Here is a 21,121-nt window from a genome sequence, read left to right on the forward strand (position 1 = left end):
TTATCGTTGGTTGTGCGTCTCGTTCTGCCATGCGTCGCGAACGGCGAGCATGCCGAGATAGGCCTCCTCGGGCACGCCTTTGAAAATGCAATTGCTGGAAGCGAATACGTAGCCGGTGCCGTTCAGAGGTCCGTGGTCGAGGCAGTACCGGGCGCTTGTCTCAATCTCCTCCGGGGTTCCGCTCTGAAGCCGGGAGCAGTCCACGTTGCCGAACAGGCACACCCGATCGCCTACCGTCTCACGGACCTTGCGGATGTCCATCCCGGCCATCGGGTCGATGCTGTGAAGGCCGTCCGGCTTGCACTCCAGCAGTTGGTCCATGATGGGCCAGAGGTTGCCGTCGGTGTGCTTCACAGCAAACCCGCCGGCCTCCTGAATGGCGCGTGTCTGCCGCTTGAGGAAGGGCGTCACAAACCTTCGGAACATGCGCGGCGAGAGGAACGGACCGCTGTTGAAGCAGTAGTCGGAGCACATGAACACGATCTCCGCCCCGGCGTCGATGAGAAGCCTGCAATTCTCGATGGCGCGGTTGCATCGTGCGTCCAGTTCGCTCAAGAGGCCGTCCGCATCGTCCGCCATACGAATCGACAGGTCCAGCATCTGCTCCCCGTTGGGGATCGCCTGTGTACCGTCCTGGTTGGCGCTGAGCATGAACCGGTCGCCCGAGAGCTCGCGGATAATGCCGAACGATTCAGCCTGGGCCTCAAGGGGGAGCCAGTGCAGCCCGGTGATGACGTTGTAGCCGAAGCGCTCCGAGACTCGTATCCAGAGTTTCGCGTTGGCCACCAGCGCGTCCCGGCGTGCATGCGGCGGCAGCGCTTCGTAATCGTGCCCGTAGAGGGTTGGCTCGCCGAACATGCTGTCGGAAAGCTGAAACTCCAATTCCAGGTGCGGCACGGGACCGTCGTAAGGCTCAAACTGTATGGCTGCTCTGACGATTTCGCGTGGTGTCAATGTGTTGTCCTTGTCCATGCCTCGCGCACGGCGAGCATGGTCCTGTAATTCTCGGGCGGCACTCCCTCGAAAATGCAATTGCTGGACGTGTAGACATACCCGGTGCCGTCCACGGGGCCGTGCTCAAGGCAGTAACGTGCGCTCTCCTCGATCTGATCGGCCGTACCGTGCTGCAAGTAAGCGCAGTTCACGTTTCCGAAGAGGCACCATCGCTTGCCCACCTTCGCCCGGACGGCGGCGATGTCCATGCCGGCCATCGGGTCTATCGATTGCAGGCCGTCCAGACCCCACTCCAACATCTGGTCGAGCAGCATGGTCAGGTCGCCGTCCGAATGCTGAATGGCGAACGCGCCGCCCTTGTGAATCGCGTCAACACAGCGTTTGGCGAAAGGTGAGACGTATCGGCGGAACATAGCTGGCGAGAAGAACGGCCCCTGATTGTACGCATAATCGGTGAGCAAAAAGACCAGGTCCGCGCCGCCCGCTGTCAGCGCCTCGATATCCCTGATCGCGCCGGCGCAGAGGGCCTCGAGGTCTTCCATCAGGCTGTCTGGGTCTTCGGCCATCTTGGCCACTAGAGGGCCGATCTCGTCGCTGCTGGGGATGCCCTGCGAGCCGGTGAGCCCTGTTGTCAACATGAAACGATCTCCGCTGAACTCGCGGATAAGCCGGAACGTTTCGATCTGTTCCTCCACCGGGAGCCAGTGGATGCCGGTGATGGCGTTCCAGCCGAGACCCTCGGCGATGCGGATCCACAGCCGCGCGTTTCTCACCAGTTCATCCCGGCGCTTGTGCTTCGGGATCGTCTCGAACTCGCGCCATCGGATGGCGTGCTCGCCGAACATCTCGTCCGCTAGTTGAAACTCAAGCTCCAGGTGCGGGACCGGCCCATCGTACGGCTCGAACCGTATGGCGGCCTCTATGGCGGCTCGAGGAGTCATCATTGCTCCCAACCAACCTCCCGCAGCAGCCGGTGCGCTTCCGTTTCGGATTTTGCCTTGGTCAGGATGAACATCCCGTCGGCGCCAACCGCATCAATCAACGGCATGACCTCCTCAGGCTCCACGAATACGGCCTGAACCGACTTGCCGCCGGCCTTAATCCGGCGGTACAAGTCGTACCACATCGGATCGCCTCCCCAGGGCTGCCCGTACCGCGGCGTGAACTCGACGGCCTGAACGCCCTCCAGCGCCAGCACGTTATCCAGGTTGGGAAGCGCTTCGGGGCCGTCCACATGGAACAATACATTATCGAGCGTGGCGACCAGCTCCTCCATCGGCGGGGTCACGAACTCGCGGAACATCTTGGGACTGATCATGACGCAGAAGTCACATTCCACCTTGAGCGTTTTGCCCTTGCCCCAGATGTCGAAGCAGGTGGTGCAGGAACCGCCCCACGCGTCGGCGAACTCTGGGTGAAAGATATCCATCACCTCGAAGTAGGCCGCGTTGATCTCCCCCAGGCTCTTCTTCACCCAGTCCGGGCGCTCGATGATGTCCCACACGAGCGCCTGGCCTCCCCGCAGTTGCGAGAGCGTGTCGATGTTCTCGATGATGTCCGGATAGCCGATCAAGTAGCGCCCGGGAGCGTGCTCTCGCGCCGCATCGACGATGCCATTGTAGATGCGCCATGCATCCGTATCGGGTGTGAAGCGGATGGGTCCGGACGTGTCCGGGTCATCGATTACCGCCTCGGTCCAGACGGTGTCAACGTCCAGTACGGGCCTGCCACCGAGGAACATCCCCAGGGTCCCGGGGCCGATGTCCGCGTTGAACATGGGCGCCGCGACGCCGCCGTAAAACGTATGAGACATCCGGTGGAGTTCCTTCCGGAGGCGGTATTCTGCGCTGTGCCAGTGCGTGGCATAGTCCGGCGCGGGGCCGGGGTCCGGGTGATCCTCCCACGGTTCGTCCTTCGGGGCCGTCACGTGGAGGGCGAGGCCCTTACCGGCCCACCAGTCCGTCATGGTGGCTCGCGCCTTGTCCCAGTCCTCTTTCCAGATATCGAGCATAGTTCAGTCGTCCACCCAGCACGATTTGGACGCCTACCCGGCGCCGGCTATCTTCAGCGTTACCGCGTCGGAAGACGGCATGTCAACCGGCATCTCCACGATGAGCCCTTCATCGGTTCGTGCGAATTTCAGGCTGCCCCGGTGTCCAAGCAGTCGCACGTCCTTGATCTCTCCGCTCACGAGCGGAGACGCCGTCCCGAGCGCCTTGATCGTGGCCTTCTCGCCCGGCCACGCGAGGACGATGGCGTACAGCGTGTCGCCCTTCTTCGTGAAGCGGATATCTTTGCCCGTGTAGGGCTTTCGATTCGTGTCGCTGAAGGCTCCCTCCGCCACCTGCGTAGGCCCTTCGCCGAATGTCTTCCACGGGCGCGTTCCGTAGATGGCTTCGCCATTGACCTTCAGCCAGCGACCGATGGCGAGCAGGACGGATTCCTCCTCCTCGGGAATGGTGCCGTCCAGCCGCGGGCCGATGTTGAGAAGAAGCGCACCATTCTTACTGACGATGTCCACCAGGTCGCCAATGATCTCGCCGGATGTCTTGTACTCCTGTTTGGTCACATAGCCCCATGAGTTCTTGGAGATGGAGGTATCCGTCTGCCAGAACTGTGGTCGGATACCCGCGAGTTGGCCGCGTTCAATGTCCAGAACAGCGGCGTTCGGCGGAAAAGCATCGTACTTGTAGTTGATGGCAACGCCCTTCTGCCATTCAGCGCCGCGATCGTAGTAGAACGCGCCGAACCTCTGCAGGTAGGGCTTGAACGACGGCCGTCCGATCCACCAGTCGAACCACACGAGTTGCGGTTGGTACTTGTCCACGAGTTCACTCGTGCGCGCCAGCCAGTTGTCCAGAAAGGCGGCATCCGGCTCGGTTTCGCCGGGGGTTGCGGGGCCGTACAGGGCGCTGTTAGCCGGGTCTTTCACGTCGGAGTCGAACTCGCGCCCACCGTTGAAGAACCACCAGTGTTCCGCGCGGTGGCTGGACAGGCCGAATACGAGGCCTTTCCTGCGAACTGCCTTGGCGATTTCGCCCACTACGTCCCGCTTCGGTCCCATCTTGACGGCGTTCCAGTCGGAGAACCCGCAGTCGTACATAGCGAAGCCGTCGTGGTGCTCGGCGACCGGTACGACGAATTTCGCTCCGGATTGCTTGAACACTTCCGCCCACCGGTCCGCGCTGAACCGCTCCGCCTTGAACAGGGGGATGAAGTCCTTGTACCCGAACTTCGACTGCGAACCGTAGGTAGCCTCGTGATGCTTGAACTCGTTAGACCCCTGCAGATACATGTTGCGCGGGTACCACTCGCTTCCGAATGCCGGAACCGAGTAGACGCCCCAGTGGATGAAGATGCCGAATTTCGCGTCTTCGTACCACTGGGGTACCTGGTGACCCCCAAGCGATTCCCACGAGGCTGCGAAAGGTCCCGTTGAGATGATGTGATCGACCGTCGCCAGCTTGCTCTCCACCGTTGTCTCCACTGGTCGGGCCGCGCCGCAGAAGAGCATCACGGCGAACCCCGCCAATGAAGCGCGTTGTACAGATCTATGGTTCATCTCGGTTCACCCGGTCCTCTCTTCGTGGACCCTGGGACGGTTGGTGGCGGTACTTCGGGCACAAGCGCCTACAGCCCGTACTCGGCCGGCAGCCATGGAGCGCCTGCCAGTTGCAGCTTCATCTCTGCGACGAATTTCTCTTCGGATTCAGGAAGGGACTCGGCCTCTTTTTCGAACCGGTCGAGCCAGCGCGTTTCCTGCGGCGCAATGTGCAGGCGTCCGTCCGTGAAGGCGGCGCGCAGTTCGGCGATGGTGGCAAGAACCGCGCGGCGCGTCCGGGAATATGAAGTTGTCTCCTGCATGATTTCCGCGGAGAGTTTGAGAACAACGTCCGGCCGAAGCACCCAGGCCTGCGGATTGAGCCGGGAGTCGGACTCGACAAGCCAGTCCCGCATTTGCTGGGCGCCGCCCGGCGTGGCGGCCGCCGCATTTTTCAGGCGGCAGTCGTAGGCCAACTGTTCCATGGATACGGTCGGCGCGAAGGCTGACAGGAGGCGGACGTTCTGCACCGATTCGTTCGACCAGCAGTCGCACACGGCGCCGGCGATGTTGCCGATCGGGCTGAGGTGGGCGCACGCCGCCGCCGCTCCCTCCATCGAGATGGGGACGCCGGCGATGGCCTTCATGTAGGGGCCTTCGTAGGCGCAATCTTTGCTGGGGCCGACGGCGCCCATCTCGTAGGCCACCAGGCTTCGCGGTACGGTGGCGACGCGGGTGATGGCGGCAAGCACGCTCGGGATCATCTTCTGATCCGCCAGCGCCAGAGCGGTGTTGGCGAACCCGCACGCCGTATCCCCGGACGCGATGATGCCATCCTTGCGGCAGACGTCTACGATGTGCCGCCACAGGAATTCCATGTCACGCGCGCCCAACACACCAAGGGCGAAGACCATCGCGCGGAGGTCGGCGTTCATCAACGCATCGTCGTGAATCTCCTTGCCGCCGGTGGACTCGATGGCGATCATATCCGCGCCGGACTCGGCCGCCTTGTTGAACAACTCCAGCATACCGTCCCAATACGGTCCCGAACGCATGATGGGGGGGCGCGCATGCTCCCGGGTGTCATTGGGCGTGAGGCGGAGCGCGCTCTTGAGCCCGCTCTTCTGGTAGTGCTTGTTCAGAGCGTCGGCCAGTAACCGGGTGATCTCCGCGCCCCACGCCGGGTAAACCGTCATGGGAGGCAGCGTCTCAAACTCGACCAGCAGCGCCGGGACTTCCAGCGTCACGGCGCGCTTGCACACGCTCTCGATAATCTGCGAATATTGCTGGCGGACCTCGGACCACGTCGCGTCCGTAATATCCATGGACGGAAGCGTGAAGTTGATCTCGGGGATCACCTCGCCGCCACCGATAGTCACGCCGTGGCCGCACGTTACGGGATGCGGCGCATGCCCGTAGAGAAAGCCGTCCAGAGACGCCACTGCCAACCCGTTAAGTGGCGCCGCGTTCATTTCAAAGGCCACGTTGCTGCTCCTTCAGGGCGTACCTGCGCCAGACCGTGATTGAACCCGCGTCCAGGAAGCGTCCAGGTGACCGGCCATAGTGGACCATCGGACGGGGGTTCAGTGTTTCGGGCAAAACAAGGCAAGACCGCGGAGAGGGGAATACCCAGGTGTCTCCGCGGTCAATACTTGTCGTATGGGGCCGGGCGATTCGGAGCCTAGACGGCCATCAGATCGCGGGCGATGCGGACCGCTCCGCTGGCCGTGTCGCTGAATCCGTCCGCGCCGATCTCGGTGGCGAATTTCTGGGTAACGGGAGCGCCGCCGATGATGATTTTCACGTTGTTGCGGACACCGGCGTCGCCGAGCGCGTCGATCGTCTGCTTCATCCCGGGCATCGTGGTGGTGAGCAGCGCGGAAAGCGCGACGATCTGAGCCCCAGACTCCTTGACAGCCGAAACGAATTTCTCCGGCGAAACATCGACACCCAGGTCAACGATCTCAAACCCGCCGCCCTCGAGCATTGCGGCCACGAGGTTCTTGCCGATGTCGTGAAGGTCGCCGCGGACCGTGCCGATAGCCACCTTTCCCACAGGCTTCGCGCCGGATTCCGCCAGGAGCGGGCGGATGAGCGACAGGCAGTTCTTCATCGCGCGGGCTGCGATCAGCAGTTCCGGAACGAAGTACTCGTTGGTCTCAAATCTGCGTCCGACTTCGTCCATCGCGGGGATCAGGTAGTCGCTGAGAAGCGCTTGAGGGTCAATCCCCTCGGCGAGGGCTTCTTCGGTGAGAGTGCGCGCGGTGGAGGCGTCGCCTTCAAGCACGGCTTCGTAGAGCGGTTTCAAGTCCATAGTTAGGGTTCCTTATTTCAGAGGATTCAGTCGCGGGGGAAGAGGCCCGGATGGAGATCGGCCGCCCGGCTGATCAGCACTTCCGCTTCCTCACGGGGGTAGGCGTCTTCCACGGCATCCACAGGACACACCGTCACGCATCGGGACTCCGCAAACATGCCCGCGCACTCGGTGCACAGGCGCGGATCGATGGAGTAACCGTTTTCGTCGACGATGATCCCGTCATTCGGGCATTCCGTGATACAAGCATCGCATTGAATGCAAAGCTCTGTGTCAATTTTCTTGGCCATCTAACTGTCTCCAAATCCGACCGGCAACTCCCTCATATCCGCTCTCTCGCCTTCCGGGACCGGTTCATTTCGTCCAAAACGTAATCACGAACGTGGAGACCACCGTTTGCAACATAGCGCGCCCGGGTCCTCCATATCTAGAGATAGGGTATACAGGCGTGAGGGAGATATGGGTAAATGGTCACATTGGGTACTTCACAAGTACTGAGGCATTGCCGATGCCGGCACGCAGCCAACTCGCGGGCCGGCCCGTAAACCTGCGAAATCAGTTGCCGGATCCCCACCTGATGGCCGGCGCTGCGGTTTCCGATATAGATGTTAGGCGGATGCCGACAGTACCATCCGCCAAGGCTCGGACGTCGCAGGCAGGGTTACCCCCACTCAAATGCAGACCGACTGTGTTTTCGCACGCGTCCGTGTTAAAATGTGGTAAGACTATGGCCGAACACAGCATCACAATTGGACTCACACGATCCGGCCGGCGCAAGCCGGGGCCGCTTCCGTATTCGGATCTCGATCCCGCCAACTGGCGGGAGTATGAAGACATCGAACTCGGATCGCTCTGGATGTTCCCATCGCGTGCCCGTGGCAACGGCCACGCGAACGAATATCACGGAAACTATATACCTCAGATCGCCACTCAAACGCTCAGCCGGTACACCCGTGCCGACGACGTGGTTCTCGATTTGTTCCTGGGGAGCGGGACGACCGCGCTGGAAGCCCACCGCCTCGGGCGCAAGTGCATCGGAGTGGAGATCAAGCGCGAGCTTGCCGTCGCCGTGCGCGAGAAGTTCCCGAAGGACTCCGATGTGCGCATCGTCCACGCGGACAGCCGCACGGCCCGCGCCACCAACGGTGTGAAGGCGGCGCTGGAGGAGTGGGGGAAGGAAAACGCGCAGTTCCTGATGCTCCACCCGCCGTACCACGACATCATCCGCTTCAGCGACATCCCCGGCGACCTCTCAAACGCCGAAACGGTGGACGCCTTCCTGGACGACTTCAAGAAAGTGGCCCAGCGGGGCTACAACCTCCTCGAGCCCGGCCGCTTCGCAGTCCTCGTTATCGGCGACAAGTACGCTGACCGCGAATTGATACCCCTCGGCTTCTTCTGCATGCAGGCGATGATGGACGTCGGGTTCAAGCTCAAGAGCGTGGTGGTCAAGAATGTCGCCGGCAACGAGATTGGCAAGGGCCAACGCGAAAACCTCTGGCGTTACCGCGCCCTCCGCGGCGGGTTCTACATCTTCAAGCACGAGTACGTGATGATTATGTGGAAGCCCGCCTGAGAGGGCTGAGGGGGAAGGGCTGAGGGCTGGGAAAGGCAGTAGGTCCGACGTTCGCGCCGGACTTCTAGCCGGCAGTTCGTACCATCTCGCCCGCCTGAGCCCCGCGGTCCTATCTGGCGTCCCAACACATAACCACGCGATATTGACATGACTTCGGAGGTCAAGGATGCTGCACCATTCGCGACGTGTTATCCTGGAGGCCGGCGTTATCGCGGCCATTACGACGGCGGTGTGCGCCGCGATCCTGCCGGTGCTGCGGACCGGTCCCGGCTCTCCGGACGACGATACGTGCCTTTCCCATCTGAGGCAATTGGGGCAGGCAAGCCGCATGTACGAAAATGACTGGAATGCGCAGTTGCTGCCGTACGTCGTCTCGGTACCGTCTCCCGGCGTCAGCAAGAGGTGGACCTCTGTCCTGTTACCGTACGTTGTGGATATCGGCATCTTTCGTTGCCCGCTGGACCACCTCGATCAACCAACCACGACCGGGGGAATACCGACAGCGTACGGCATCAACTGGTATATCTCCAGCATGGTTGGGACGATGTTCGGATTCACGTACCCTTCGCGACCGTACAGCTTCGTAAAGGCGCCGGAAGCGACAATCCAGTTGGCAGACACGGCTCTGGTAACGAGCGAAACCGCCGGCCTGCCACCGGACCTCTGGGCCGAGGATCTGCTGCGCGCGGGCACGGCCGACACGTCTTATTTCTACCTGCCCCAGAATCCCCTGTACGGGGGGAACGAGTCAGGCTGGGCGGGAGGGGGTTCCGGCGCCTCATTCCTCCGGCCATTCCCGCGTCACTCCGGCGTCGTAAACGTGGCGTTCTATGATGGCAGCGCCGCGGCCGTGCCGGCTGCGCAGTTCGATCCGGCTGTCACGCGATTCGGGATGGACTCCTGCCTGTGGGACAACGTCGCGCCGCCTGTCCCACCGTACACGATGTCCGAAGCGGCGCTGGCGCTGAAGATATCGGCGGGACTGGAAACGAGCACAACAGACCGGATGAAGCGGCTGAACGTGGTTCTGGAAGGAGATTCGAAATCTGTCGTGGATGCCGCGGATGCCGTGCGTATCGCCCGGAAGGCCGGCGGGATCGAAGCGAACCCCTGACGCCCTAAGCGCGCTTTAAGTGGACCCCTCGCAGATCTGTGCCACATCATGCGGCAGGAGGTATCCCGCATGTACAGGCACTTTTTCGTCGTTGGGGCGCTGCTCGCGCCGTTCATCCCATCGGTTTGCGCCGTCCCCCTTCCCACCGGCGCGTCGATCACACCTGCCGGCACACACACGGCCGTCGACAGTTTCCCCGTCAACATGGTCCTCAGCCGGGACGGCAAGTTCGTGGTCGTGACGCACGTGGGCGCGCGGCAATCGCTCACCGTGCTGGATTCCACTACCGGCGAAATCGTGTCGCAGCGCGATTTCAACGGCAAAGACTCAGCGGGCGTCCAGCGGGCGCTCTTCTACGGCCTGGCGTTCGGCCCGAACGGCGCGCTGTACGCCTCGCGCGGCACCGAAGACACCGTCTCCGTTTTCGACCTGTCGGACAACGGCATTCTCACCGATGCCGGACAGACGCTTGCGAACGCCCCCGCGCCCAAAGCGCCGGAACTGTGCGCCGCCGGAATTGCGGCGGACGCAGCCAACGTGTACGCGGCGAATAACAACACGACCCGGGCAACCAGCTTGAAGGGATCGCTTTCCGTTTTTGATGCTGCCACCGGCGAGCGGAAGGGCCTCGTCGTTACGCCGGGATTCCCATTCGGCGTGGCCGCGGTCACGGACGGACCCGCGGCCAACCGGAAGGTGTTCGTCAGCAGCGAGCGCGACGGCGTGGTCTGCGATATCGATCCGCAAGGCATGAAGGTGCGCAGGAACATCCGCACTCAGGCGAACCCGACCGCACTGCTGCTGGATGGCGCGCAGAAGCGCCTGTTTGTAGCAAATTCCGGAAGCGATACGGTTTCGATCATCGACACGGCTACGGATAAGGTCGTTTCTACTATTTTACTGCGCCCCGCCGCTGCGCACGGCCTTCCGGGCTGCACACCCGAGGGCATGGCAATTGATCCCGCCGGCAAGCGCCTGTACGTGGCCTTGGCCGATATGAACGCCATCGCAATACTGGACGTGTCCGTAGCACTGCCGAAGGTACTGGGCTATATCCCGGTGGGGTGGTACCCGACTTCGGTTGTCCTCGCGCCGGACGGGCGGAACCTGTTCGTCGCGAACGCCCGTGGGAATGCGGTCCGCATTCCGAACGACACGCGGCAGGGACCCGGTGGCAAACTCGGCCAGTACATCCTCGCCATTCAGAACGGGACGGTGTCCCGCGTCGCGATCCCGAACCCCGCCGCGCTCAAGACCGCCACGGCACAGGTGCTGAAGAACAACAGGATCACGTCCGCCGTACCGGTTAAGAGCCCGCTGGCCGGCGTGCCGATCAAGCACGTCATCTATATCATCAAGGAAAACCGCACATACGACCAGATCCTTGGCGACGTTGCGAGGGGGAATGGAGACCCCGGCGTGGTCATGTGGGGCAGGGAAGTCACCCCGAATCAGCACGCGTTTGTCGACCGGTTCGTCCTACTGGACAACTTTTACTGCTGTGCCGAGGTGAGCGGCACCGGCTGGAACTGGTCCACTTCCGGGATGGCGAACGAATACACCCAGCGCACGGTGGAGAGCAACTACGCCGGACGCGGCCGCACCTACGACTGGGAGGGTTCTAACGGTGGCGTAGCCGTGGACCTGATGGGCATCAACGATGTTGCCGCCGCGCCGGGCGGATATATCTGGGACGCCGCCATCAAGCATGGTGTCTCGCTCCGCAACTACGGCTTTTTTGTAGGCGACAATCCCAAAACACCGCAGGGCGGCGTGGGCGACGAGCCCGGCAATCGCGCGCTGAAGAAGGCGCTTGAGGGCCGCACGTGTACGGATTTCCGCCAGTTCGCCCTCGGATACGCAGACAGCGACGCCTGGGTCAAGATCAATGCGCCGAAAACCGTTTCCTCGAAGCGGTACGGCAAGAACAAGGCGCCCAGCCGGTTCAGCGCCTGGAAGCGGGAGTTTGACGGGTATGTCTCATCGGGCAAACTGCCGGCGTTTGAGATGGTTCGCCTCGGTCGCGACCACACCGAGGGAACCCAGGCCGGCGCCGCCTCGCCCAGCGCGATGGTTGCCGACAACGATTACGCGGTCGGCCAACTGGTGGAGGCCGTGAGCAACAGCCCGTTCTGGAAGAGCACCGCGATCTTTGTGATCGAGGACGACGCGCAGGGCGGCCATGACCACGTTGACTGCCATCGCTCGACCGCCTATGTTGTAAGCCCGTTCGTGAAGAAGGGTACGCTCGATAGCAGGTTCTATAACACGGACAGCGTCCTCCGGTCGATGGAGGCCATCCTCGGCCTGCCGCCGATGTGCCGCTACGACGCCACCGCGCCGATATTCGATTTCTGGACGAAGACGCCGGATAACGCCGCACCCTACAAGGCTATTCTGCCCCCGGAGAGCGTTCTGCGCCAGGTCAACGCCCGCACTGCATATCGTGCGAAGGACAGCGCCGGTATGTCCTGGAACGTGGCGGACAGCATCCCGGACCAGGTGCTGAACGACATCCTCTGGCACGCCGTAAAGGGCCCCAAGACCCCCGCTCCGGCGATTCGGGGACTATAGGACGGCGCATCTCCGGCATTCAGCATTCGGGCTGAATGCCCGATGATGAGCGTTTCGCCCGCGAACCGTGCGCATTGCGCGAACTTCGCAATATTGCTATAATACTCTTCAGGGAATCGCGATGCCAAGCGTCAATGTGGTGTTCTACCGAGAGGAAGACGGTACCGTACCGGTTGCAGACTGGCTGGGGCGTCTTCCCCGTGAGGCCAAGATCAAGTGCATCGACAGGTTGGTCAGGCTTAAGCAACTCGGGCACGAGATGCGTCGTCCCGAGTCAGATTATCTCGGAGACGACCTATATGAACTTCGCATCCGATTCCAGAGTGTGCACTATCGGATGCTCTACTTCTTTCATGGGCGAACCGTCGCCATCATCGCTCATGGGTTGGTTAAGGAACGTGAAGTACCAAAACGGGAGATCGACGTCGCCCTCAGAAGAAAGGAACGGTTCGCGATCGATCCGGTCCGGCATACGAGCGAGGAGTGATAAGACATGAAATCAGGAAGAGATACCACTACTGATGCGGTTGAGATCCTCCGCCGGCGGTATTTCAACGGCGACAGGGACTTTGAAACGGATATCGAGGCTGCGCGGGCCAGCGCCGAGATTGCGCGCCGCATCTATGACCTGCGCACCGAGGCAGGATTGACCCAGCAGGCGCTCGCCAAACTCGTGGGGACATCTGCGTCCGTGATCAGCCGGCTGGAAGACGACGACTACGAGGGACACTCTCTTACCATGCTCCGGCGCATCGCCGCAGCCCTCCATCAGCGCGTGGAGGTCCGGTTTGTGCCGATCTAGAAGGGGCTCAGCATCCGGCATTCGGTGCGAACGAACCATCTCCACGCCTGAACGCTGGAGGCTGATTGCCGGTAGCTAAATGCGGATCACCCCTTCTGAAACCTCAAAACCATCCGCACGGCCGTCTTTTGGGGCGTCACCTGCAGCAACACCGACCCGGGCTCGGATGGCAGGCGCGCCACTGTGGCCCCAGTTGCCTCGACCACCCGATAGACAATGCCAACCGGCTCGCTAACGGCGATGTGGAAGGCGCGTCCTGGCGTTGAGCGGATCTGAATCTTCAGCGCCCGGTACTTGGGGACCCAGGTCCCGCCGATGATGTCCTTCGCGCCGCTGGTGAGGTGGGAATCGGTCCCGATAATCTGAGGGTGGCCAACATTCGGTGTCAGAGCCAGGAGGCGGCATGCGGTCGGCGGAATCTCCACGACGACCTTATGGTCGCCGAGGTACGCTCGGTTGAACACGTCCCATACGTGGACCCTACCTGCCTTGGCGGCCACTCCCAGAGACAGAGGATTGAGCGTGATGGGTTTGGCCGCGTCCGTCCAGTTGAACAGCCCCGCGACGGTGATTCCGGCAGGCGAGATGGATTTCGGCAGCACCCAGACGGACGCCGGCTCCTTCGCGCCGGCCCAGAGGTCGGCGATGCGAGCGTTCGTAGCGGTAACGGGCAGGATGGCGCTCGCGAGGGAGGCGCGGTCATCGTCCAGTCTGCCTGGGTCGCCGTTGAGCATCACCGGGCAGCCGCTCAACGCCGCAAGCGCGGCCGATGCGCGGGCCTGGCCGGGAGTGAGGGGCTCGCCAAGTGAAACTACGCCCCGGTCATTCTGCCACCGGATTCCGTTCATCCACTGCCGTGCCGCGGCGTTGCGCGCGGTATCCAACACGTCCGGCCACGCTCCACCGCCGTCCGGGCCGATGCGGAGGGCATCTACCAACCCCATCGAGGGGCCGATCGGCGCGCCGGAACCGAGGATATACGTCTTCGCCCCACAGCCAGAGCGGATAGCCCGCAGCGCGGCGCGGTAGGCCGCCACCGGTGGCATGGAGCCAGCGGCGACGGCGTCCCTCTCCAGGGGGTAGGAGAGTAGATCGATTTTGACGAAATCGTAGCCCCACTCCCGCGTCACCTTCCGGAAGAGTTCGACGAGCCACGTCCGGACCGCAGGAAGCGCCGGGTCAAGGGAGTAGGTCGCGCCGCCCCAACTGCCGGTGTCACCCATCTTTGCCAGGGATCCGTCGGACCGTTTGAGCAGCCAATCCGCGTGTTCCCTGAACACGTCGCTGGACTCGCTGACGGCGAACGGCGCGAGCGAGATGCCGGCCTTGAAACCCTTAGCGCGCAATTGGGTGGTGAGCCAGTGGTGTCCGTGCGGGAACCGCGCGTTGGCATCCCAGTCACCGGCGGAGACCTGGTATCCGTCCTCAACCTGTATCACGCGCAGATCCTTCGCGCCGAATCTTGCTCGCGCGGCATCCGCGTTTGTAAGAACCTGGTCCTCGGTGATACCTGCCGGACTTCTGTACAAAGTGGACCATCCCGCCGGGATGGCCTTCTTCGAAACCGCGACGCCATCAAGTGCGGCGATGTATCCTCGCGCGGCGGCGGCATACTGATTGAGCAGCGCCGAGGGCGATTCGCCCCAGGCGATGTACAGCGCATCGAGGCTTGTCCCGGTCGCCGAAGTTGAGATGGTGACGCGGCGAAGGTCGCTCTTGTCTGTCAGCATGATGCTTCTCTCCGTCCGCTCGACGCTGAAGGAGTTCAGGCCGTTGACGCTGGACAGGTACCCGAAGACGCAGGAGCTTGGCGTGCCCCGCAGCGCGGTGACCCACCAGGATTCAACCGTCATTCCGGGCTCGAGGGGGGTAACGCCCGTTCGCGACGAGGACTGGTAACCATTCTGCAGAATCGTCGGCGCATTGCCAAGCGGAGCGAGGGTAGCTGAGGCCATGAGGCTGATGCTTCCCAGGGCCACCCCCGGATGCCTCGCGTATGCCTCCGGGAGGATCACAGCGGTGCCGGCCAGTTTGGACGGGGCGAGCCATCGCGCGACGATTTTGAGCCGCATCTCCGCTGAGTCGAGGATGATGGCCCGTCCATCGGTCGCCACTGCGATTCGCGAAAAGGTGATCGGCGATCCGTCCGGCCGGTTTGCGCGGACTTCGGCGTCCGCCAGCAGGGTTCGCCAACCGCGCGCCGTCCGCTCCTGCAGCGTCCATTTGAGAGAGCCGGGCTTGACAGCGAGTCGAAAGGGTTCCACGGCGTGGCCGGTCGACGCCAATCCGAGGGTTGCCAACAGCACGGGGATGAGTTTCAAGGGGACTCCTTTGGTTTCCAGGCGAGGACGCCGATACGAACAGGGAAGCGTTGAGTGCCCGCTTCCATTATAATGGTATCAACGGCGCTGGGCCCCGGTCACCCGGAAAGCGATCTGTAATGCTCCGCCGACCCTGAAACAGGAATTATTCATGCACAAATTCAAAGCCTTTTCCCTGGCGTTAATGGCGGCAATATTGACGCCCGCCGCGTCCCGAGCCGATGACGCAGCGGTCCGCAAGCAGATTGAGGCTCAAATGGCGCGTTTCCAGCAGGCGTTTCGTCGGAAGGATGTGTCGGCGATGCGGCTCATTACCACGCCCGATTTCACTATGAAGTCGAAGGACGGCGTCGTGACCACCCGGCGCGCAGCCGAAATCAGCATGGCTAACGAGTTGAAGTCCATTACTGAGATAACCAAATGGACACTTAAGATCGAAAAGATCGTCGTCAGGGGTAACGTTGCCACCCTGCTTGTCACGGAGAACATGAAGGCCCGGCTGGCCAGCGAAACGACGGGAAATGGCATATACGTCAACTTCGCGCGAATACGCGAGACGTGGATCAACACCCCCGACGGCTGGCGCTATAAGCGGGGCGAAGCCCTTGATTTCAAAAGTGCGCGGGAGGGCATGTCTTTCGTCAAGCCGGATGAAATGGACTTGCGCCAACCAGGATACGCTACAACCCGCAAGGCCATCGAAAGACAGTACGCAGCGTATCAGCGCGCGATCCGAAACAAGGATTTCGCCGGCGTTCTGGCGACGATGACTGAGGATACGACGCTACTCTATCCCAGTGGTCGCTCCTTCAGTCGTAAGGAGATCGAGGCGATGCTTCGGGGAACAATGAGGGCGACACGCAGCATCCCTGAATGGAGTCTGAAAATCCTGCGCCTGTCGGTCCGTGGAAACTCGGCGGTCGCCACCATTGGCGAGAGGATGGTCTCGAATTACGCAGATCCCAACGGGCTTCACAAGCAGACCCTCGTCGATTTCTACCACGACACCTGGGTGAACACGCCCAAGGGCTGGCGGCTGAAGAGCACCGTGGTATCGCAAGGTAAGGTGACGGTGGATGGAAGGACAGTGGATCCGTTCAAATAACGCTCATTCCGGGAGGGCGCACCATGTCTCGAACTGATCTGGCGGCGATTGCCCTAGCCTGCGTTGCCGCCCTCGCGCCGGCCGCGCGTGCGAACGACGCCGCCGTCAAGGCGGAACTGGACCGCTTGAACGACAAACTCATCGATGCGACGCGCAGGAAAGATACCAGGGCGCTGATGGCGCTCATGACGCCTGACTTCCAGATGAAAAAGACGACGGGCGGCTGGGTGAATCGTGCCAGGACGGAGGCGCTGCTTCGCAAGTCGTGGCCCGCAATCGCGGGCTTTCGCTCCTGGCGAACCGACATACGGAATCTCAAAACCTCGGGGAACACCGCCACGGCAATCGTGGAGGATTATGTCGTAGCGGACATGAAAGACTCCAAAGGCGGGATTCATGTCGTGACGATGCAGACTATCGCTCGGCAGGAATGGCGGCGGACCGATGGCGCCTGGCGATTCAGGCGCATGGAAGATCTGAAAGCCAAGAACACCACCGCCGGGCCTGTTTACGTCCCCGCGAAACAGGCGCTGCGCGTCTCCAGGAAAGCCGTACCCCGTCCAAAGGCCGGTCCGAAGCCCGGCATCAGTGAAGCGAACGCGCGCCTTCTCCTGGAGAAAGCGTACGCGGCATCCCGAAAGGCATTCCGGGCGAAGGACGTTGCCGGGGTAATGGCGACGGCGACGAAGGACTATACGGTCGAGTACCCGGCCCGCACGTCAAGTCGATGGCAGGTTGAACGGGATCTTCGGAAGGACCTGAAATCCACCAAGGCGATTAAGTCGTGGACCGCGAAAATCGGCGCCATCACGGTGGCAGGCGACTCCTTTACGGCCAACATCACCGAGAGTAAGACTTCAATCATCCTCGACGGCAATGGCAAGCCGCATACTTCGGAAGTGGTGGATACGCTGAAGGATGTATGGGTCAAAACGCCGTCCGGCTGGCGAAACCGCAAAACCATCGTGGTGGCCGCTACCGTGAAATTGGACGGGCGGCTTCAGGCAGAGTAGGCGGCGGCCTCCAGCAGCACGCCATCGGGGTCACGGAAGTAGCAGAGTCGCTTTCGCCCCATGTTCCCGACGTCGAAGGGCACCTCGACCGGCTCGCTGAGAAGCGGCACGCCGGCTGTCTTCAGGCGGCGCAGTAACTGCTCCATATCGTCCACAACGAATGCGATATGCCGCAAGCCCAGCGTGTTGGGGAGCGCGTTTGCCTGGAGGACCTCACCGGCGGGCGAAACGTACTGAAGAAGCTCGAATCTCACAGCCGATCCTGCCGCCTCGACAAACACGCAGCGCGCGTTGACGGCGGTCAGCCCCGTGACCGTCTCGATCCATCGGCCTTCAAGTGTCGCTTCGAACCCGCGTGTCAAACCGAGCACCCCCTCGTAGAACTCCAGAGAGCGCTCCATGTCGGAAACGACAATGTTAACGTGGTCGATTCGCACTCAGGCCTTCTCGCTCTTCAGCAGGCTGTCCGCGACGCCGGCGCGGAGCTGATCGGGGCGCTGTCCCTGGAGCAGAAGGGCTACCGCATCGCGCGCGTGACGCTCTAACGGGTATTTGCGGCGGAACGAATGGCCTCCGCATACGCGCATCGCTTCGATGGTTACCTCCTGGGCCGTTTCCACCGCCAGCGTTTTCGCCCTGTCCACCCATGGTTCGGCGCCGGCGGGATCGCGGTCGACCTCCCATGCGGAGCGCCATAATAGGCTTCGAACCGCTTCGGTCCGGACGCTGATGCCGCCGAGCCGGACCTTGTTCGCATCGGATATTCCGCGTTCGGCGCACCAGGGGAGCGCGAAGGCGAGCGCGGCACGGGAGATGCCCAGCGCGGTCGCCGCAAGGCCCAGGCCGAACAGTGCGCTGGTGTTACGGAAGTCACCGGCGCGGTAATCGCCTGTGAGTCTCCACGCGTCGGCGATGCGGCAGTGCGAGAAGGCGAGTCCGTGGCTCGCGGACGCGCACATCCCCATGCCGTCCCATCTCTCCGAAATGCTGATGCCGCGGTTGTCCATCCGCACGATGAATGAATGCCGCGCGCCATCTGCATCGGTTCCGCCCGTGACCGCATACGTCGCGGCGTCGCACCCGGAGGCGAAACCCTTGTGCCCATCTAGCAGCCAGTCAGCGCCATCACGACGACAAAGCAATGGTGACCGCGCGCCGTCCGGCCCACGTCCCTCCGCGCCAGCAACACAGATGAATGCGCCGGTGTGCAGCACGTCATCGATGACAGCCTTCCCGGTTTCGGGAACGGCCGAATGGGCGATTTCCCAACCGCACGCCGTGTGCATCACCCAAGCCACCGCTAGCGACGCGTCGGCGGCGGCGATGATCTCGCATGCGTTCACAAACGCCACGGTGCTGGCTCCGCGGCCTCCGTGGGAAGGCGGCACGGCCAGGGCCATCAGGCCCGCCTCGTCCAAATCGCGAAGATCCTCTACCGGGAATCGCATTTCCCGGTCGGCGGCGGCGGCGCGCCCGGCGATCCGGGGCGCGACACACAGCGCGTCGTCAAGCACGCTCTGTTCGGATGCTGTAAGTGAGAAGTTCATAGGATTCCTGTCACGGTCCGCAGGACTGGCTTCGCCGACGGCACCTCGGCTCATTGGTAAGCGCGTCGATCGGGACGCCCATGCGAACCGACGCGCGGTTGCGATTGTTGATATCAGCGTATAGACACACGAAGGGCGCGTAGGATTCAAACCATGCTATAGCACGCACACTCCGCGAAGCAATCTGCGCGTGGCGTGCAGGGCGTGCGCAACCTATTTGATATATCTTGGTTCCGCCGGAAGTAATATGAGAGTATGAAACGAATTCTGACAGCGGTTATCGGTCTTGCCACGGTTCCACTCAGTCTGGCGCAGGGTCCGCCCCCGGACAGTGCCACTCTGGTGGCCGTACGCGCGTCTGTCCCCGCCATCAAAGCCGGCGCGGTCGGGCAGGCCACCGTTACGCTGAAGATCTCCCCCGGCTGGCACGTGAACTCGAACAAGCCAAGCGAAGATTACCTTCGTCCGACAGTCGTCGCGTTGAAGGGCGAAAAGGGGATCACGCCCGGCAAACCGACGTACCCGGCCGCCGAAATGCTGACGCTGACTTTCAGCGACAAGCCGCTGTCGGTCTTCCAGGGCGAAGTGCCCGTGATGGTACCGCTAAGCGTCAACGCGGACGCGCCGGGGGGAACGGTAACGCTGAAAGGCATCGTCGACTTCCAGCCCTGCAACGCTACGTCGTGCTTCGCGCCCGCGACCAAACCTTTCACCCTCCTGGTGAAGGTGCTGCCCGGGCGTAAACCCGTTCCTCCGAAGAAAGCCGTACCGCCTAAGCCTGCCTCGGTGTCGCCGCCAACTTCCGCGGGACCGGTGCAGCCGGCCCCGCGGCCGCCCGTGATGCCGCCAACGTCACCCGCAACCGGGCCGGGCCTGGCGGGGCCCCCCGCGCCGGCGGCCGTGAAGCCTGCTCCAACCGCAGTGCGGCCCGCACCGGCGCCTGTGAAGCCTGCCGCGACCCCTACCGCCGTTTCCGCTTTGCCGGCGGCGCCCCCGGCCCCTCCGGTTGACCCGTGGTCGAATGCGCTGCAGAAGCGCGGGCTTCCGGTATTCCTCGTTCTCATCTTCTTCGCGGGTCTCGCGTTGAACCTGACACCGTGCGTCTATCCGATGATCGCCGTCACCATGTCCGTCTTCGGCGCGAGGGCAGGGGAGCCGCGCGCGAAATTGCTGGGCAAAGCCATCGTCTACGTGCTGGGCATGGCAACGATGTACACGACCCTTGGCTTGTTCGCGGCTCTCACCGGAGCGCTTTTCGGGGGCGTGCTGCAGAGCGTCTGGGTGCAGGTTGGCATCGCTGTCTTCCTCTTCGCGATGGCGCTCGGAATGTTCGGTTTGTTTACGCTGCAGCTGCCCCCGTCCGTCGCGAACCGCCTGGGCGGCTCCAACCGGACCGGAATGGCCGGCCTCTTCGTCAGCGGACTGGTGGTCGGGTTATTCGCAGCGCCCTGCGTCGGACCGGTCGTGCTGGGCCTGATCGCGCTCGTCGGCGCAAGGCACGATGCTGCTTTCGGAGCCGTATCTTTCTTCACTCTGGCGCTTGGCCTGGGAGTGCCCTATGTGGTGTTGGCGCTTTTCACCGGCCTGCTCGGCAAACTGCCGCGGTCCGGTGGGTGGATGGAGACGGTGAAGCACTTCTTCGGAGTGATTCTGATGGCCGTCGCTGCCCGGTACCTCGTCCTGGCATTCGCGAGGGAGTGGGCCGATTTCGTGACGCCGCTCGCCCTCGTGCTAGGTGGCGACTACCTGGGATTTGCGGAGTCTCACGGCGGCGAGTCGATGCGGTTCGTCAATAACAAGCGCGCCCTCGGGGTGATTGCCGTCGCTCTTGGCGTGTTCCTGGCGGCGACCGCGTGGAACGGCACGCACGGCCTGCCGGCAGTCGAAGAGGCACGCTGGACCATCTATTCGGACGCGGCTTTCGCCGATGCGCGGGCGGCGCAGAGGCCAATCGTCATGGATTTCGGAGCGTCCTGGTGCGCGGCCTGCAAGGAACTGGAGGAGAAGACATTCCCGGACCCCGCAGTCGCGGATGCACTCAAACCTTTCACCAGATTGCGAGTGGAACTGGACGGCGCCAACCGCGCAGAGGAAGCCGTTCTGCGGGCGAAGTGGGGGGTGAAGGGTTTACCGGACGTGGTGTTCCTGGACTCGGCCGGCCGCATCGTGCCGGCCGCCCGCATCGGTGGTTTCCTGCCGCCGAAGGATTTCATGAACAGGGTGGCCGCGGCGAAAGCGGCCGATTCCGCCACCCCATAGG

Annotated in this window: 18 protein-coding genes; 8 read left to right on the forward strand and 10 right to left on the reverse strand. The window is 62.6% G+C overall.

The genetic code is table 11. The features are described from left to right. The 7 genes from VGM51_03560 to VGM51_03590 form a co-directional block, all read right to left on the reverse strand. Nucleotides 1-954 carry a uroporphyrinogen decarboxylase family protein gene (locus VGM51_03560; protein HEY3412117.1) on the reverse strand — a complete coding sequence of 318 codons (954 nt, stop codon included), beginning with the start codon at nt 952-954 and terminating at the stop codon, nt 1-3. Continuing rightward, nucleotides 951-1,898, reverse strand: a complete 948-nt coding sequence (locus VGM51_03565; GenBank protein HEY3412118.1) for a uroporphyrinogen decarboxylase family protein — start codon at nt 1,896-1,898, stop codon at nt 951-953. Before VGM51_03565 ends, VGM51_03560 begins: the two co-directional genes overlap by 4 nt. Beyond that, on the reverse strand, nt 1,895-2,965 hold the full coding sequence (locus tag VGM51_03570; protein ID HEY3412119.1) for a hypothetical protein: 1,071 nt from the start codon (nt 2,963-2,965) through the stop codon (nt 1,895-1,897). Before VGM51_03570 ends, VGM51_03565 begins: the two co-directional genes overlap by 4 nt. A 33-nt stretch (nt 2,966-2,998) precedes the next feature. Further along, complete coding sequence (locus tag VGM51_03575) at nt 2,999-4,516, reverse strand: alpha-L-fucosidase (GenBank protein ID HEY3412120.1); 1,518 nt, start codon at nt 4,514-4,516, stop codon at nt 2,999-3,001. Between the two features lie 68 nt (nt 4,517-4,584). After that, the gene (locus tag VGM51_03580) at nt 4,585-5,979 is read right to left on the reverse strand and encodes a methyltransferase MtaB domain-containing protein (protein ID HEY3412121.1); all 1,395 of its coding nucleotides are present in this window, start codon (nt 5,977-5,979) and stop codon (nt 4,585-4,587) included. A 197-nt stretch (nt 5,980-6,176) separates the two neighbouring features. Then, nucleotides 6,177-6,809, reverse strand: a complete 633-nt coding sequence (locus tag VGM51_03585; GenBank protein ID HEY3412122.1) for a corrinoid protein — start codon at nt 6,807-6,809, stop codon at nt 6,177-6,179. A gap of 26 nt (nt 6,810-6,835) precedes the next feature. Continuing rightward, entirely contained in the window at nt 6,836-7,099 is a 264-nt protein-coding gene (locus tag VGM51_03590; GenBank protein HEY3412123.1) for a 4Fe-4S binding protein, read from the reverse strand. A 437-nt stretch (nt 7,100-7,536) separates the two neighbouring features. On the opposite strand from VGM51_03590, the gene VGM51_03595 reads away from it, so the two are divergent. From VGM51_03595 to VGM51_03615, 5 genes are all read left to right on the forward strand, one after another. Next, on the forward strand, nt 7,537-8,385 hold the full coding sequence (locus VGM51_03595; protein HEY3412124.1) for a class I SAM-dependent methyltransferase: 849 nt from the start codon (nt 7,537-7,539) through the stop codon (nt 8,383-8,385). A gap of 166 nt (nt 8,386-8,551) precedes the next feature. Next, nucleotides 8,552-9,499, forward strand: a complete 948-nt coding sequence (locus tag VGM51_03600) for an H-X9-DG-CTERM domain-containing protein (protein HEY3412125.1) — start codon at nt 8,552-8,554, stop codon at nt 9,497-9,499. A gap of 69 nt (nt 9,500-9,568) precedes the next feature. Next, on the forward strand, nt 9,569-12,073 hold the full coding sequence (locus VGM51_03605) for an alkaline phosphatase family protein (protein HEY3412126.1): 2,505 nt from the start codon (nt 9,569-9,571) through the stop codon (nt 12,071-12,073). A gap of 121 nt (nt 12,074-12,194) precedes the next feature. Next, nucleotides 12,195-12,560, forward strand: a complete 366-nt coding sequence (locus tag VGM51_03610) for a type II toxin-antitoxin system RelE/ParE family toxin (protein ID HEY3412127.1) — start codon at nt 12,195-12,197, stop codon at nt 12,558-12,560. A gap of 6 nt (nt 12,561-12,566) precedes the next feature. Further along, nucleotides 12,567-12,875 carry an XRE family transcriptional regulator gene (locus VGM51_03615; GenBank protein HEY3412128.1) on the forward strand — a complete coding sequence of 103 codons (309 nt, stop codon included), beginning with the start codon at nt 12,567-12,569 and terminating at the stop codon, nt 12,873-12,875. A gap of 86 nt (nt 12,876-12,961) precedes the next feature. On the opposite strand, the gene VGM51_03620 is transcribed toward VGM51_03615, so the two are convergent. Beyond that, nucleotides 12,962-15,196: a glycoside hydrolase family 36 protein gene (locus VGM51_03620; GenBank protein ID HEY3412129.1), complete on the reverse strand. Its 2,235-nt coding sequence runs from the start codon at nt 15,194-15,196 to the stop codon at nt 12,962-12,964. A 151-nt stretch (nt 15,197-15,347) separates the two neighbouring features. On the opposite strand from VGM51_03620, the gene VGM51_03625 reads away from it, so the two are divergent. Further along, complete coding sequence (locus VGM51_03625; protein ID HEY3412130.1) at nt 15,348-16,301, forward strand: nuclear transport factor 2 family protein; 954 nt, start codon at nt 15,348-15,350, stop codon at nt 16,299-16,301. A 23-nt stretch (nt 16,302-16,324) separates the two neighbouring features. Continuing rightward, complete coding sequence (locus VGM51_03630) at nt 16,325-17,314, forward strand: nuclear transport factor 2 family protein (GenBank protein ID HEY3412131.1); 990 nt, start codon at nt 16,325-16,327, stop codon at nt 17,312-17,314. Here VGM51_03630 and VGM51_03635 read toward each other — a convergent pair. Beyond that, nucleotides 17,302-17,751 (reverse strand): VOC family protein, encoded by a 450-nt coding sequence (locus VGM51_03635; protein ID HEY3412132.1) that lies wholly within the window; start codon nt 17,749-17,751, stop codon nt 17,302-17,304. The genes VGM51_03630 and VGM51_03635 overlap by 13 nt on opposite strands. Then, nucleotides 17,752-18,861: an acyl-CoA dehydrogenase family protein gene (locus VGM51_03640; GenBank protein ID HEY3412133.1), complete on the reverse strand. Its 1,110-nt coding sequence runs from the start codon at nt 18,859-18,861 to the stop codon at nt 17,752-17,754. It lies immediately after the preceding gene. A 255-nt stretch (nt 18,862-19,116) separates the two neighbouring features. Here VGM51_03640 and VGM51_03645 point away from each other — a divergent pair, with 255 nt between their 5' ends. Next, complete coding sequence (locus VGM51_03645) at nt 19,117-21,120, forward strand: cytochrome c biogenesis protein CcdA (GenBank protein ID HEY3412134.1); 2,004 nt, start codon at nt 19,117-19,119, stop codon at nt 21,118-21,120. The last annotated feature ends 1 nt before the right edge of the window (nt 21,121 follow it).

It is taken from the genome of Armatimonadota bacterium (genome assembly GCA_036504095.1).
GTDB lineage: Bacteria > Armatimonadota > DTGP01 > JAKQQT01 > JAKQQT01 > DASXUL01.

Bases quoted from the DNA above. Each gene is read 5' to 3' on its own strand.
- VGM51_03565 (HEY3412118.1), bottom strand. From the start codon at position 1,898: ATGATGACTCCTCGAGCCGCCATAGAGGCCGCCATACGGTTCGAGCCG.
- VGM51_03570 (HEY3412119.1), bottom strand. From the start codon at position 2,965: ATGCTCGATATCTGGAAAGAGGACTGGGACAAGGCGCGAGCCACCATG.
- VGM51_03575 (HEY3412120.1), bottom strand. From the start codon at position 4,516: ATGAACCATAGATCTGTACAACGCGCTTCATTGGCGGGGTTCGCCGTG.
- VGM51_03585 (HEY3412122.1), bottom strand. From the start codon at position 6,809: ATGGACTTGAAACCGCTCTACGAAGCCGTGCTTGAAGGCGACGCCTCC.
- VGM51_03590 (HEY3412123.1), bottom strand. From the start codon at position 7,099: ATGGCCAAGAAAATTGACACAGAGCTTTGCATTCAATGCGATGCTTGT.
- VGM51_03595 (HEY3412124.1), top strand. From the start codon at position 7,537: ATGGCCGAACACAGCATCACAATTGGACTCACACGATCCGGCCGGCGC.
- VGM51_03600 (HEY3412125.1), top strand. From the start codon at position 8,552: ATGCTGCACCATTCGCGACGTGTTATCCTGGAGGCCGGCGTTATCGCG.
- VGM51_03605 (HEY3412126.1), top strand. From the start codon at position 9,569: ATGTACAGGCACTTTTTCGTCGTTGGGGCGCTGCTCGCGCCGTTCATC.
- VGM51_03610 (HEY3412127.1), top strand. From the start codon at position 12,195: ATGCCAAGCGTCAATGTGGTGTTCTACCGAGAGGAAGACGGTACCGTA.
- VGM51_03615 (HEY3412128.1), top strand. From the start codon at position 12,567: ATGAAATCAGGAAGAGATACCACTACTGATGCGGTTGAGATCCTCCGC.
- VGM51_03625 (HEY3412130.1), top strand. From the start codon at position 15,348: ATGCACAAATTCAAAGCCTTTTCCCTGGCGTTAATGGCGGCAATATTG.
- VGM51_03630 (HEY3412131.1), top strand. From the start codon at position 16,325: ATGTCTCGAACTGATCTGGCGGCGATTGCCCTAGCCTGCGTTGCCGCC.
- VGM51_03640 (HEY3412133.1), bottom strand. From the start codon at position 18,861: ATGAACTTCTCACTTACAGCATCCGAACAGAGCGTGCTTGACGACGCG.
- VGM51_03645 (HEY3412134.1), top strand. From the start codon at position 19,117: ATGAAACGAATTCTGACAGCGGTTATCGGTCTTGCCACGGTTCCACTC.